Below are 14,081 nucleotides of genomic sequence, written 5' to 3'. Positions count from 1 at the left end.
CCTATTTCATACCTCTACCTCCACCAGCAATTAATATTTTGCTGGAATAGGTGACCTGAATCACCTAATTTACCGCTTTGTATCCCCACACACCTGGCCTAGTCTTACACCATGACTACCCGTTCTGCCTTTCCCCTGTTGTTTGTTTGCCTGTCGCTGCTTGCCGGTTGCGCTGATAATGAGCCTGTCCCTCCCACCGAAACCCCTGGTGCCAAAAAGGTACTTATTGTTGGCGGTGGTAGCAGTCACGACTTTGACCGCTGGTTTGATCAGGAGGACAGTGCCACCTTGACCGCAGCTGGCTTTGACGTGACCTACACTGACGACCCATCTGCTGTATTACCGGCCCTTGATACGATCGACCTGCTCTACCTGAGCAACAACCAGCCACTGACCGACTCAACCTTGCGCAGAGCCATTTTTGAGTTTACAGATGCCGGCAAAGGACTGCTGCTTATCCATCCGTCTGTTTGGTACAACTGGGAAGATTGGCCGGCCTACAACCGTGAGTTGGTCGGCGGCGGTTCTCGCAGCCACGGCCCGTATGGTCCATTTGAAATCACAGTTACTGATTCGACGCACGATATCACAGCAGGTGTGCCGGCGACCTTTACGCTGGAAGATGAACTCTACCGGTTTGAGGTCCACGCACAAGGGCCAGCACTCAATGTGTTAATGGTTGGTACAGAACCAGATACTGGCACACAATTCCCGGTAGCCTGGACCATCAACCACCCTACCCGACGTATCGTTGGCATCACATTGGGACACGATGGCTTCGCCCACGAGTCTGCGGCATACAAAACCTTGCTGACCAACGCTGCAAACTGGCTGGTTGACTAATCAGCTACCGCTTACCATGCTTTCCCAACATTAACGACCCCAATCCTTATGGCTGGCTCCCAACGGATGATCGTCGAAGTCTGTGTTGAATCAGTAGCAGCTGCGGTTGAAGCAACAGCCGGCGGTGCAGACCGGCTCGAACTCAACTATGCCCTGGCCCTCGATGGCCTTACCCCTTCAACCGGACTGTTTGCCCAGGTCCGTGCCGCTTCCGAACTACCAATTGTTGTGATGATTCGGCCGCGCGCGTATGGATTTGTCTACAGCGTCCCTGAGTTTGCTACCATGTTGGCCGATATAGATGCATTTGTCGACGCCGGCGCAGACGCTTTTGCCATCGGGATTTTGACAGAGGCAGGTGAAATAGACGTGCCGCGTCTGCAGCAAGCCATCGCACACATGCAGAACATCCCGTGTGTCTTTCACCGCGCGTTTGATGTGACACCCGATCCGTACCAGGCGCTGGAAACGCTCATCGATTGTGGCGTACAGCGGGTCCTCACTTCAGGGCAGGCCCCTACCGCGCTTGCTGGCGCCAAAATACTGCAAAAGCTGATTGCTCAGGCGAACGGCCGTATCGAAATCCTGCCGGGCGCCGGCATCACGCCAGACAGCGTAACCAAGCTGGTGGTTCAATCAGGTTGCACGCAGGTGCACGGCAGTTTTAGCAATCCAGCTGGCAAGTTGCTGCCTGAACCCGAAGGACTGGACGTGCTCCGGGCACCAGCAAAGCCAGGTACTGATCAGCATGTGGTTGCTGCCGTAGTTCGAGCGCTGCATCATACAAGCTGAACACCTGCAATGCCCAGCCGCTGAACCAATTCCCTTTCAAACGCCCAAGAACGCTCCAGGACAGCGCTACATCTCAACGCATAACAATCGCGCGCGAAAAATGCGCGGCGCTGCACATCATTGTCGCAGGCCATTGCTTAAAGGGTATCCTATTCTCCCGCTTATCGCAAATTTTGCAGCATATGTTGACATGTTATATTGATGATCAATATATTGCTCATGCACATAGGTTGATCATCAACCTATAAATGATTTACCAGATTCAATACTGGATGCCTGCGCAGGCAAACCCGCCTCGCCAAAGTCAATCAACATTCTTATGCCGGCAAAAGCACTCACAGGCGCCTCAGCCCAAACCATCGTTCTCTCCATCCTGGACAAGGGGGAAAGCTACGGCTATCGCATCATCAAGAAAGTAAATCTGCTTTCAGGTGGCGATGTCGAATGGGCTGCAGGATCGCTTTATACCCTCATGCACCGCATCACTGCAGATGGACTTGTCGAATCGTTCTGGGTCGAGAAAGAAGGCGAGCGCAGGAGGCGATACTACCGCATTACGGCCAAAGGCCAGAAGGCACTGGAAAAAGAGAAAGCAGCGTGGCTTTCTGTTCACAATATTTTTGTACAACTTTGGGGACTTAAACCAACGCTCACATGAATCAGTTTGACATTGATGCAGCCGTCACCACGTGGCGTCGTTTTCTTTCTACAGAAATTGCCATTTCAGATGAGGATGCTGAAGAACTGGAAGGACACTTGCGCGATCATTTTGACGACCTGATTGCGCAGGGCCTTACACCCCGCCGCGCTTTCGACCACGCGGTTCGCAAACTGGGATCTTATGCGCTGATCAAGCAGGACTACAAGGACGTTTACTGGAAAAAGGCCAGGGCTGAAGGACGCATTTTCAAGGCGCTACGGGCAAACCTCGCCATGCTCAAGAACTATTTCAGGGTTTCTGTACGCTACATAAAGCGCCATCCTGGCTATACAGGCATCAACGTGACGGGCTTGGCGCTGGGGCTCGCCGGCTGCCTTCTAATTTCGATGTACGTCTGGCATGAACTCAGCTTCGATCGCTTCCATGATCAAGCTGATAACATCTACCGGGTTGTCCAGCAAACTGATAGTGGCAGCTCAGCGAAGACAGGGGGCGGACACGCTGCGCTGGTCAATCAAAACGTACCCGGCACGGAAGCAACGGTCAGGCTCGCCCCCTGGAAACGCAACATCACCGTAACAAATCAGATCACGTCCGAGCAAGCTGTATATGCCGAGCAAGACTTTTTGTACGCCGACCCATCGTTTTTCGATGTGTTTTCTTTCCAGCTAATTTCCGGCGATCCGGCTTCAGTGCTTTCAGAGCCAGGTACTGTTGTAGTTACGGAAGACATTGCCAGGAAATACTTTGGAGATGCCTCCCCACTTGGGCAGGTCATTCTGATGTATGATGGCTATAGCGAAATCAAACAACTCCCGCTTATAGTTACGGGTGTTGTAGCAAATCCGCCGGCCCAATCGCATATCCCGTTGAGTGTTATAGCGTCAACGGCTACGCTTGAGCAGCAATACGGCCCCCTGAACAACCTCAACTGGCCAGGGCTTTATACGTATGTGCTGCTACCGGGTATTCAGGATATTCAGGAAGCCGCGCACAAAGCCACCACGGCATTAGCCGGCCGGCTGGAGAGCGACGAAATCCAACTGGGCTTTCAACCCTTAACAGAAGTCTACCTGCATCCACAAGATCGCGGGGAGCCAGGGGTTGGTGGGTCTATTACCCTGGTCTACGGCCTGTCGGGCATGGCGCTCATCGTGCTGCTACTCGCCTACTCCAATTTCACCAACCTGGCGCTCGCCCGCGCAACCACCCGGATTAAAGAACTTGGTGTCCACCGTGCCATTGGGGCCTCACGCCTGCAACTGGCAGCACAATTTCTGGCCGACGCATTTTTATTGACCAGCATAGCTGTGGTTATTGCGCTAGGTTTTGTTTGGGCAGGAAAATCCATACTCGTTCCCTTTGCATCCGACGCGCTGTTTGACTATTGGGGCACGGGCACGTTATGGCTATTTGTTGCGATTATTTTGTTAACAAGCTTACTCGCCGGCGCCTATCCGGCCATACTGGCAGCCCGACAACGGCCGGCAGAAACGTTACGTGGGCTCGCCGCATTCGGGAAAAGCAGGTTACGCTCAACGCTCATTGTATTCCAGTTTGCCAGTTGTATTGTGCTCATTGCGGGCTCTCTGGTCATCCACCAACAAGTAGACTACTTACAGTCTATCCGCCTTGGCTTTGACGAAGAGCAGGTAGTAACCATCCGCGCCAACAAGGCACGACGAAACTATCAGGTGCTCAGCCAGGCATTGGCATCGCAACCTGGCGTCCTTGCAGTTTCGGGCACCAGCGGGTTACCAGGCCTGAAAGAGGTCCGCCCAAGCATGGTTGTACAGGCAGACGGTGAACGAACATCTGCAATTCCAATCGAAACGCACGGCGTTGGGCCAGGGTTTTTCGAATTGCTCGACATTCCGCTTGTTGCTGGCCACATGCCTGCATTTAGCAACAACTCGGAAGAGGTACCTGCAGGGTTTTCCCAAATTCCGGAAGAGCAGGTACTGATCAACGAAACGGCAGCTGCAGCACTTGGCTGGCGCCCCGAAGATGCAATAGAACAGTCGGTGCGCATTGTAGACCCGGGCAATGAAGCAAACAACCCCGGCATAAAAGGAAGAATTGCCGGTGTCGTTGCCGACTTCCACCACAGTTCCGCGCGTACCCCTATCACATCGTTTGCCTACTACGCTGCCCAGTCTTCTGATGTAGCCAATCTATTCGTGATTTCGCATGTGCTTGTAAAGCTTGCCCCCGGCAACAGAGCAGAACAGATCAAGCAGCTCAAAGCAGCCTGGCACCAAGTGCTACCCGATCAGCCATTCGAAATCGCTTTTCTGGATGATCAAATTCAGGCGCAGTATGCAGCGGATGTCCGGCTTGGGCGCGCCATTGGCCTGTTTGCCGGACTCGCTATCCTCATTGCTGCAATGGGTTTGTTCGGCCTTGCTTCCTTCATGACGCAACGGCGAACAAAAGAGGTCGGTATCCGCAAAGTGCTGGGGGCATCAGAAACCAGCATGCTGTTTCTACTTACGGGTAGGCTGTTCAAACTCGTAAGCATCGCATTTATCATCGCCACCCCACTTGCCTATTTTGGATTAAAAAGGTGGGTTGAGGCCTTTGCGTACCGCATTGAGTTGGGTGCCGGCATTTTCTTGCTGATTGGCCTGATTGTGCTAGTCGTAGCACTTGTGGCTGTGAGCTACCAGACCATAAAGGTAGCGCGCGGCAATCCCGTTGACGCGCTACGATACGAGTAATGATAGACCAAGGCAGCAATACGACTCCTCGTCTTATCTGTAACGCTGGTCCTACGCATTTGCTTCAAAAGATTACAGCCGTAATTACGCAGTGTGTCCCTGGCAGTAGTTCAGCTTTCAAGCAACAAAAGAATTGCTTACTTTAAAGGGCAGCATATCCAGGTCCTTTATCAAATGAAACGAACTATTGCTACGACGCAAGAAGTAAAATTTGCCGGCTCGTTTCTCAGTGGTACGTTCGATCATATCCTACAGCCCATTCGAACCAAATCCCCAGTCAAAAATGAATAAAATACTGCTACTGTTCTGTTCGTTTGTTGTGTTTTCTCATACAGCGTTTGCACAAATCACATTCCCTGAAACGTTCATAACCGACCGTATCGGCCGGAGCATCAACGAAACCATTTATGCGCTTGAAGTAACCGCGGCGATGGATGCTGTTGTTAATGCAACGGGGGCCAACCAGACCTGGGACTTCAATGGCGCCGTTGCCACTGACTCTTTCTCCGTGACGGCAACTTACGTTGCTTTACCCGCCGACCTCCCCGGCAGCGACAACCCTGCATTTGAAAATGCCAACATCGCCATAACAGGGGAAGACGAAGGGGTAGAAACTGCGTTATACTACCAGCTCGAAAATGGAAATTATTGGCACCTGGGTTCTACATCACTGGTTGACACCGACGGCGATGGCATTGCTGAAGAGGTGACCGGCGTTTACAGTCCCCCATCGTTGGACATCGTATTTCCCGGTGCATTTGAAAATACATGGATGGATTCGACCTCAGTCATGATTGCAGGCGTTCCTTTTGCCACAGATATCGAGACCTCCGTTTCAGTTGTAGACGGGTGGGGTACGCTGATAACACCAGACGGGAATTCTGTACAGGCGCTACGGGTTCGCGAAGAGTTTCGGACCTATGATCCGGTTACCATGCAGCTCACAGAAATGTACGTCGACATCGACATCGTTTCATTGGATGGATATTCCGTTGGCCTGCTGCTCGATGCAAGCGGTGCTATCGAAGAAGTTGACTATTTTGTAGACATGGAGGTCCAATCTACACCGATTGAGTCTTTCGGACAGGATCTTCCTGAATCATTTACACTTTCGCAAAATTACCCAAACCCGTTTAACCCATCCACGCGAATATCGTATGACCTACAGACAAGTTCTGATGTGAACTTGAGTGTGTATTCAATTGAAGGTAAGCTGGTAGCTACGCTTGTAAGCGGCACGCAGCCGGCCGGCTCATATGAGGTGGCGTTCGATGCGTCAGGTTTGGCGAGTGGACTGTATCTCTATCGCCTTGAAACCAGCCACTTTACACAAACACGCATGATGAGCTTGATCAAGTAGCATGCGCAAACCTACTACATTGCCCAGCTTCCACAGGTACAAAGACGCGTGTGGATATAGGTTGCCCATCCCTTCCCGCTGTGGTCAGGCGTAACCATCATACCCGGATCAGCACTACCATTTTCCAGGCCGAAATCATACATCTTCCCCATTCATAATTGGTTGCCCTGCCCTCAACAAAACAGGCCAGGGTGTTACCTTAGTATTATCCAAACATTAACTAAACATGATCTAAACATCTGTCTCTTAGACTCCGGTTAAGTTCAAAAAAGGACCACAGCACCCAAGCGGGCGCAGTCTAGATCCTTTACATAACAAAGCCCAGGTGTCATGAGCATAAAAAAAGTACAAATTGCCAGTTGGTTGATCCCCGCACTCATCCTGACCCTCTCCGCCTGCGACAGCACTTCCGCGATTGAAGAAGAGGATGTTGTAATTGCAGACCCAATAGCACTCTCTACGCTTTCCTGCGATATCGAGGGCATAAACGCGGATCCATTTACGGTGGCCGACGCGATGCTGGACAACGATGCTGATCATGAAGACACAGCCGACTATACATACGACGCAGCAACCGCAACCACTATTGCACTGGATGGGATCACCGCTTCTATTGACGGGACAGGCGCCACATCAGTGGATGGCATTGTCACCGTAGCTGCGCCGGGCACCTACGTACTTTCCGGCACGCTCACCGACGGCCAAATCATAGTCGACACCCCAGAAGATGGTGCAGTGAAACTGGTGCTCGCCGGCGCATCGATCACCAGTTCATCTGATTCGGGCATCCGTGTAGACAATGCCGACCGTGCGGTGCTGATTCTTGCTGAAGGTACCACAAACACCATCACCGATGGTACCATCTACCCGGCAACTGCAGAGCAGAACGCGGCTGTGTGGAGTGACGACGACCTGTCCATTGGCGGCACTGGTACACTCACAGTGAACGCACAATTTCAAGATGGCATTGCAAGCAAAGACGGACTTGTGATTCGCGATGGCACCATTGCCGTTAACGCACCCGACGAAGGCATTCGCGGCAAACACTACCTCGTCGTGCGCGGCGGGGTACTCGACATAACAGCCGGCGGAGATGGCATAAAATCGGATGAGGAAGATGATGATACCCGCGGATATATCCTGATCGAAGGTGGCACCATCAGCATCGACGCTGAAGGCGACGCGATTACGGCTGAAACCGATGCCCTCTTTTCGGAAGGGACGCTGTCCATCCGCGCCGGCGGTGGCGCCAACATCACACCCAGCGACGACCTATCAACCAAGGGGCTCAAAGGCGCCGTCATGGTGGTGGTTGATGACGGTACCTTTAACGTCGACACATCTGATGATGGCATTCACGCAAACGACACCGTACTGATTAATGGCGGCAGTATCGAAATTGCAACAGGAGACGACGGCGTCCATGCCGACCTCGGACTCACCATCAATGGTGGCGATATCACCCTGACCCAGAGCTTTGAAGGACTCGAAGCTGTCCTGGGCGATCTGGTCATCAATGGCGGCACCCTCGACATCACTGCTATCGATGATGGCTTTAACCTTTCCGGTGACGGTGACGATCCGGGCGGTGTTGAGAGTCCTGGCGATCCGTACGACATGGTGTTCAACGGCGGCATGATCACAATCACCTCTGGTAGCGATGGTATCGACTCAAACGGCTCCATCGAGATGACCAACGGCTGCCTTGCCATCGCCGGCCCCGTACCAGGTATACGCCCCGAGCAGGGCGCGATCGACTACAATGGCGACTTCGCAATAAGCGGTGGTGTGCTCCTCGCAGCCGGCGCAGCAGGCAGAATGGCACAGACGCCGGGCACCTCTTCCACCCAGCCCTCGGTTGCCATCACGTTCTCAACCCCACAGGCCCCCGGAACGCTTGTCACGCTAGAAAGTGCAGGCGGCTCCGTCGCCATTGCGCCGGGGAAATCATTTCAATCGCTCATCGCCTCAGCCCCGTGGCTATCGATGGATGATACCATCACCGTCTATCGTGGCGGCACCGTTTCGGGTAGCTCATCCGACGAGATGTTCAATGGTGGGACGGTAAACGGCGCAACAGTGGTCGGTACCGTAACGGTCTCAGCCATCATTACGTCCGTTACTTTGTAACACAGGCAAAACAGATGTACAAGCAACTATTTTCAATATCTATCGCAACGATTGCGGCGGCAGGATTGCTGCTGGCATCACCCATTGAGGTGCCATGCAATGTTGTTGCAGAAGGTAAAATTGTGCCGGCTAAATTGTGGACCCTTTACAAGGGAACAGACGGACAGTTATTCGCCAATACCATCAATTACAAAACGGGCGTAAGTGAAGGCTTTAGCGTGGCTCAGTTTGAGCGCGGCTCGGAAGTGAGATTCTCGCTTTCGGAGCAGATGGCAGCGGATCGTACGGTAGCCATTGGTGACACGGTTGGCATCATCAGCGACAGCAACATTGAAGAGCGGCTCGTTGTGCTCGAAGGTGAACTGGCGATCTTGCAAGCCAATTATGCAGTTGATCAAGCAGGAGCAAAAGAACCTGTGGTACAGGAAGCAGAACAGCGGCTTGCGCTGTCTCGCATCGAGGCAAAGGAGCAATCTGGTATCGTCCGTCGACTGGAACAGCTGTTCAGCCAACAGCTTGTTTCCGAAGAAGAATATGAGGTTGCAAAAAACAAGGAAGCGGCCTTGCAGATTGCGGTTTCTATTGCCGAGGCACAGCTGGCTTCAACCCAGATGGGTGCCAAGCCGGCTTATCTCAACATGATTCGCACACAGATTTTCGCACTGGAAAACGAAATTGGCGCACTAAGAAAGCGCATTAACGCGTTCACCATCACATCGCCTGTTGCCGGCAGCGTCGCGCGTTCTTTTTCGTCAGATACACTGTTGGTTATTAGAGACACTTCAGCCTTAATCGCTTTCATGATGGTGAAGCTGAGCGATGTGCAAGCCCTGGAAGAAGTTGAATCCGTCGAAATCACGGTGCCAGGGCAGACGAATCCTTTCATCGCTGCAGTTTTCTCCCTTGATCGCGAGGTGCACGTTGTCAACGGAGAACAGGTACTGATTGCGCTTGCCGTGCTTGATGATGCAGATGCATCAGTTATGCCGGGAATGGCTGTGCGAAGTGCGATTGCATGCCAAAAGAGCACACCCCTGGGATTTGTCAAACGGTTTTTAGAATAAGCGGAAGAGGATATGCCCGGCAGATTTGAATACAAATACCTCGTACCTGACAAGCTCAGAGATGAAATCAGAGCAGCAATGCGTCCTTATGTGAAAGTGGATCCGTTTGCTGCCAAACAGGGGAAAAATGAATACACGGTGCGGAGTGTTTATTACGACACCCACGATTTTTCATGCTACGATGAAAAGCACGCCGGCGTTAAGGTCCGTAAGAAATTTCGTATTCGCGGCTATGATACGCCGGGCAAAGACAGCGTGGTCTTTTTAGAGATCAAACGGAAGTACAACAACAACATCGAGAAAAACCGCGCGCCCATGCTCGCTGAAGATCTGGCGACGGCACTGGAAGGCGGCAACATCGATGACAGCATCATCTCTTTCAGCGGCAACGGAAAGGAGAAAAAAGACGCGCAGCGTTTTTTGTATCACTACAACCGGCGGAGACTGCGGCCGGCTGTGCTGGTGATTTATGACAGAGAGCCGTTTTTTAGCAAATTTGACCCCAAGGTCCGCCTCACGTTCGACAAAAATGTACGCAGCACCCTCTTCCCGTCGTTGGGCATGCTCTACAAAGAGCATCAGATCAAGTATGCGATGCCGGGGCATTTCATCTTGGAAGTGAAATTTTTCACAGGACTGCCCCACTGGATCCTCAGGATACTCGAGCGCTACCAACTCAAACGCATGGCACTTTCCAAGTATACCATTTGCCTCGACTCCCACAATGGCCCAAGGAAGTTTCGTTATGGCCTCACGGTTGATCGGTCTCCGTATCGCACCCAGGCCCCAGCATTAAACAATCAGTACGCGTTATGATTAACGAACTCGCCCAACTGGATCTCTTTCCGCTCTCGTCCTCTGCAATGATGCTGAACATCACCATTGCGCTGGTTTGCGGGTTGTTCATCTCATGGATTTACAGGCTTACGCACACTGGCCCCGGTTATTCAGCCAACTTTGTAAACTCGATGGTTTTACTCGCCATGATTACAGCGATTGTCATCATGGCGATTGGCAATAACCTGGCGCGTGCTTTTGGGTTGGTCGGCGCCATGTCGATCATCAGATTTCGCACCGCGGTAAAGGATACCAAAGACATTGTCTACATTTTTTTCAGTTTGGCTATCGGTATGGCAACAGGTGTTGGCTACCATATGCTCGCCTTAACCGGCACCCTGTACGTCTCTGCTATCCTCTTTGTCTTCTCAAAAACAAAGCTGTCGGTACCCAATCGAAAAGAGTATTTGTTGCAGTTTTCCTTTTGGGCCAATGGCGAAGAAACACCGCCTTACATGGGCGTACTAAAACAATATTGCAAAAAATACAAAGTGATCAATGTGAAAACCCTTGGCACGGAGGCGGATGGCGTCGAAATGTCGTACTACGTAGATTTTAAAACCGAGAAAAAAAGCGCCTCGTTCACCAAGGCGTTGCAGGATGTGAAAGGCGTCGAACACATCAACCTCTTTTTCGACGAAGAACGGTTTTAAGCTGAGCACATAAAATTTGCAGCACCTGTTCAAGGAGACACAAGAAACTGCGTCTATGTCCGTTATACATGGGTGCAGGTGAGCACAAACCAGGCGCTGTACTTTTTCGCAACGAATAAACCAGTCGCTTTGCGTAAATAAATGCACCGTGGAGCGGCAGCCTCTCCTGTTTCACTAGCTCAATAGTGCATTTTACTTCGCCAACTGACCGTGTCAACTTAAACCCGCCAATGAAGCCATCCATTGCATTTTTGTTTGTATCCCTGCTACTGGCCTCTTCGTCAATTGCGCAGCACACGCCGCCCCAATGGATGACACAAGGGCCCTACCTGGGAAATGAAACATCGTCGTTTGAAATCCCTGTTCAGGTAATGGCTTCCAAAATCTATGTTGAAGTTGAACTGGGCGGTAAACCAAGGCGCTTTGTTTTCGATACAGGGTCGCCCTCGATGATTGACAAAACGCTTGCGCAGGAGTTAGGCTTGCAAGTTGTCGGCAAAAGCAAGGGCCAGGACTCCCACGGAAATATCATTGAAAGCAACATCGTGCAAACCTCCATCAACATCGGAGGCACAATTATGAACAAAGTGCCCATGTTTGCTGCAGATTTTGCGGGTTCAACTGCGACAAATTGCTTTATCGGAGATGGTGTACTCGGTTCAGAACTGTTACCGCTCGGTGCCTGGCAAATCGACCTTAACAAAGGGGTCATCAGGTTCAATACGGATGTGACGCACATGCCTTCTCTGGGCCATGCAACCAAGACCCAACTCCACAGCTTTGGCTACACGCATACACCTTTCCTGGACGTACAATTCGCCCGGCGTGCCCGCAGCAAAGCAATGTTTGACACGGGATCACCGGCTTACTTTGCTATTTCTACAGCAGATTTGGAGGGCGCAAGAAATGCTAAAGGTGTAGGCAACACAAATAGCGGATTCGGATCTGCCGGCGGCTCATTAGGCGGACAAGCCGCCAACGCCGATCAGCTCCAGGTTGAATTAAAAGCGCTCGCCATAGATAACCTGAAACTTGGTCGCGTGGGTGCAATCCAGCGCGAATTATCACCCAGCCTGATAGGCGCTGCGATGCTCAAGCACTTTGTAGTGACACTCGACATCAAGTCAGAGGCGGCCTACTTTAACCAATATGCTGATGGCGGCTTTTCACATCCGTCTTTTGGATTCTCATTGGCTTTTGAGGGGGAAGTATATGTAGCGGCTGTATGGGACAACTCTCCTGCACAAGCAGCCGGCATCCGGCCCGGCCTGCGGTTCACTGAGATCAACGGCGTAAAGCCTGCCTTCACGTGTCAGGGCATTCAACAAGCGCTCAATGCCATGCAAGCAGACGAACTCAACCTGGTTTGGGCTACAGGCTCAGCTACACTGTCGCGCAAAACCAGCATCCTCGAAAAATAGGCAATGTCCGCTCTAGCAAGGCGTAAATGTGCAAAGAGCGGACTCAATTCAACCATCTTTAGACTTATTCCGCTCATACATATCAGCCAACGCCAACGCTATTTTTGCCAATCGTAATAAACCTGGCACAGGCATCGCGTTATAGAATCCCTGAACAACCTGGCCCTCAGAAAGCACCTTTCCCATCCAGCGATACAGCGTCCACCCGCCTGGATCACCCGGATGATCTTGTATTGTTTTCAGGGATGTCTGCTTCCAGTGCTCCATTTGCGCCAACCACGGATCGACGGCCCCCACACCAATTGCATCCCCTGGCGTTGTCCGCCTGATATAGTCTCCGATCAGCTTAATGATTTCAGCATGTCTGTAATACGTGGTATGGACCATCTCATCACCAGAGAGCAAGCCGGGATCATGATCCTGTTTGAGTAACATCTGACCGGCTGCCAACCCACCCAGCAAGGGGCGAACTTGCGGCATTACTTTAAGCAAGGCCGCATTTGCATTGTCTACCAATTCGGTTTGTATAGATGGGGAAAGGGATGGTGGACTATCAAGCAACGGTGCCGGTCCGGCCGTGACCCGCCTGACGAGCGTGCCGGGCAAATCATTTCCTGAAGAAAATTTTTGCAAGATGGACAAAAAAGCACGGTCACCACGGGGTGCCAGAAACCTGTTGTACACCGGCATCCATAGCTTTTCCGATGGCCAGCGAAATATCCGCAAAAGCACATCCGTCCCGAAGACAGCTTTTACCGGTTCGATACGCGGTGCAAACTCACCTTTCATCTTGCGCGCAGCCCGAATGGCAAGCAGGGCTTCATCGTGTTCAGACCAGAGCGGCAACCACCGACCAGCATATACGCGGCTTGTCCAACGCTGCAAAGGCTTGCCAATCTCGAGCATCATGGCCTCAAGAAAGCCGGCAGCATTACCGACACCAACGAGCATCAAGAGCAGCGACACAGGTAAAGTAACAAGTGCTGCAATCAACCAACCTTTCGTAAACGGCCAGGCCAGCGCCGGGATTAGACCAAGCAGTACGTAAGCGATATATCCCGCTGCCGCAAAGAACAGCAAGTAAGCCAGAATAGCTGCAAAGCGATATAACAGGGTGAAAAGGTTAACTTCAATGGCTTGAGGTTTGATATCAAGGAAAGGTGTACCAATTGTTGTCCAGCTTTTCAGATTGGTCAAGCCCTGGCGGTCTGCATGCCCGGGTGGTTTGGTAACTGACTTGAACAAACTCAATTGCAACGCGCGCCACAATACGCTCCCACCATGGCTGTGCGCAATAACATGAAATGGGCGGTCAATCCCCTCAAGCAGCGTGAGCAAGTCACGCGCCGCCTGCTCTCTTTCTCTTTCAGAATTTTTACCGCTCCAGTGAAAGGTATGATCTGCTGGTAGAAACTGGACATGGCCTGGCAGGTGAGCTTGCAGCGTTTTAGAAAAGTCACTGCCCCACTGCCACCAGGCTTCGCCTGCATCGTCTTCATGCGCAGCAAAGGTACCATGAACGTTAACAATCCATTCTGTCTGATCCTGCATGTTAGCCACTTGATCTAACGGGTTGATCTGCATTTCCACAGTCATCCAG

Annotated in this window: 11 protein-coding genes; 10 read left to right on the top strand and 1 reads right to left on the bottom strand. The window is 51.9% G+C overall.

What is annotated here, in order from left to right; all coding sequences use genetic code 11:
• Positions 1 to 111 precede the first annotated feature (111 nt).
• The 10 genes from AAF564_02615 to AAF564_02570 all read left to right on the top strand — a co-directional run bounded on the left by AAF564_02615 (position 112) and on the right by AAF564_02570 (position 12,481).
• Positions 112 to 843 (top strand): ThuA domain-containing protein, encoded by a 732-nt coding sequence (locus AAF564_02615; GenBank protein ID MEM8484409.1) that lies wholly within the window; start codon positions 112 to 114, stop codon positions 841 to 843.
• A gap of 48 nt (positions 844 to 891) precedes the next feature.
• The gene (locus AAF564_02610) at positions 892 to 1,635 is read left to right on the top strand and encodes a copper homeostasis protein CutC (protein MEM8484408.1); all 744 of its coding nucleotides are present in this window, start codon (positions 892 to 894) and stop codon (positions 1,633 to 1,635) included.
• Positions 1,636 to 1,954: 319 nt separating this feature from the next.
• Positions 1,955 to 2,293, top strand: a complete 339-nt coding sequence (locus AAF564_02605; GenBank protein ID MEM8484407.1) for a PadR family transcriptional regulator — start codon at positions 1,955 to 1,957, stop codon at positions 2,291 to 2,293.
• The gene (locus tag AAF564_02600; protein ID MEM8484406.1) at positions 2,290 to 5,016 is read left to right on the top strand and encodes an ABC transporter permease; all 2,727 of its coding nucleotides are present in this window, start codon (positions 2,290 to 2,292) and stop codon (positions 5,014 to 5,016) included. Before AAF564_02605 ends, AAF564_02600 begins: the two co-directional genes overlap by 4 nt.
• A 283-nt stretch (positions 5,017 to 5,299) precedes the next feature.
• Positions 5,300 to 6,376 (top strand): T9SS type A sorting domain-containing protein, encoded by a 1,077-nt coding sequence (locus tag AAF564_02595; protein ID MEM8484405.1) that lies wholly within the window; start codon positions 5,300 to 5,302, stop codon positions 6,374 to 6,376.
• A 330-nt stretch (positions 6,377 to 6,706) separates the two neighbouring features.
• Positions 6,707 to 8,506 (top strand): carbohydrate-binding domain-containing protein, encoded by a 1,800-nt coding sequence (locus tag AAF564_02590; GenBank protein ID MEM8484404.1) that lies wholly within the window; start codon positions 6,707 to 6,709, stop codon positions 8,504 to 8,506.
• 14 nt (positions 8,507 to 8,520) lie between these two features.
• Positions 8,521 to 9,570 carry a hypothetical protein gene (locus tag AAF564_02585; protein ID MEM8484403.1) on the top strand — a complete coding sequence of 350 codons (1,050 nt, stop codon included), beginning with the start codon at positions 8,521 to 8,523 and terminating at the stop codon, positions 9,568 to 9,570.
• A 12-nt stretch (positions 9,571 to 9,582) separates the two neighbouring features.
• Positions 9,583 to 10,386, top strand: coding sequence for a polyphosphate polymerase domain-containing protein (locus tag AAF564_02580; protein ID MEM8484402.1), 804 nt, complete (start codon positions 9,583 to 9,585; stop codon positions 10,384 to 10,386).
• Positions 10,383 to 11,060: a DUF4956 domain-containing protein gene (locus AAF564_02575; protein ID MEM8484401.1), complete on the top strand. Its 678-nt coding sequence runs from the start codon at positions 10,383 to 10,385 to the stop codon at positions 11,058 to 11,060. Before AAF564_02580 ends, AAF564_02575 begins: the two co-directional genes overlap by 4 nt.
• A 230-nt stretch (positions 11,061 to 11,290) precedes the next feature.
• Positions 11,291 to 12,481 (top strand): aspartyl protease family protein, encoded by a 1,191-nt coding sequence (locus tag AAF564_02570; GenBank protein MEM8484400.1) that lies wholly within the window; start codon positions 11,291 to 11,293, stop codon positions 12,479 to 12,481.
• A 48-nt stretch (positions 12,482 to 12,529) separates the two neighbouring features.
• On the opposite strand, the gene AAF564_02565 is transcribed toward AAF564_02570, so the two are convergent.
• Positions 12,530 to 14,081, bottom strand: a 1,552-nt coding sequence (locus AAF564_02565) for a hypothetical protein (GenBank protein MEM8484399.1), incomplete at its 5' end; no start/stop codon positions are given.

The organism is Bacteroidota bacterium (assembly GCA_039111535.1).
In the GTDB taxonomy this organism is placed as follows: Bacteria; Bacteroidota; Rhodothermia; order Rhodothermales; family JAHQVL01; genus JBCCIM01.
The sequence above is the reverse complement of the archived record's forward strand: the minus strand, read 5'-3'. Positions and strand labels throughout refer to the sequence as shown.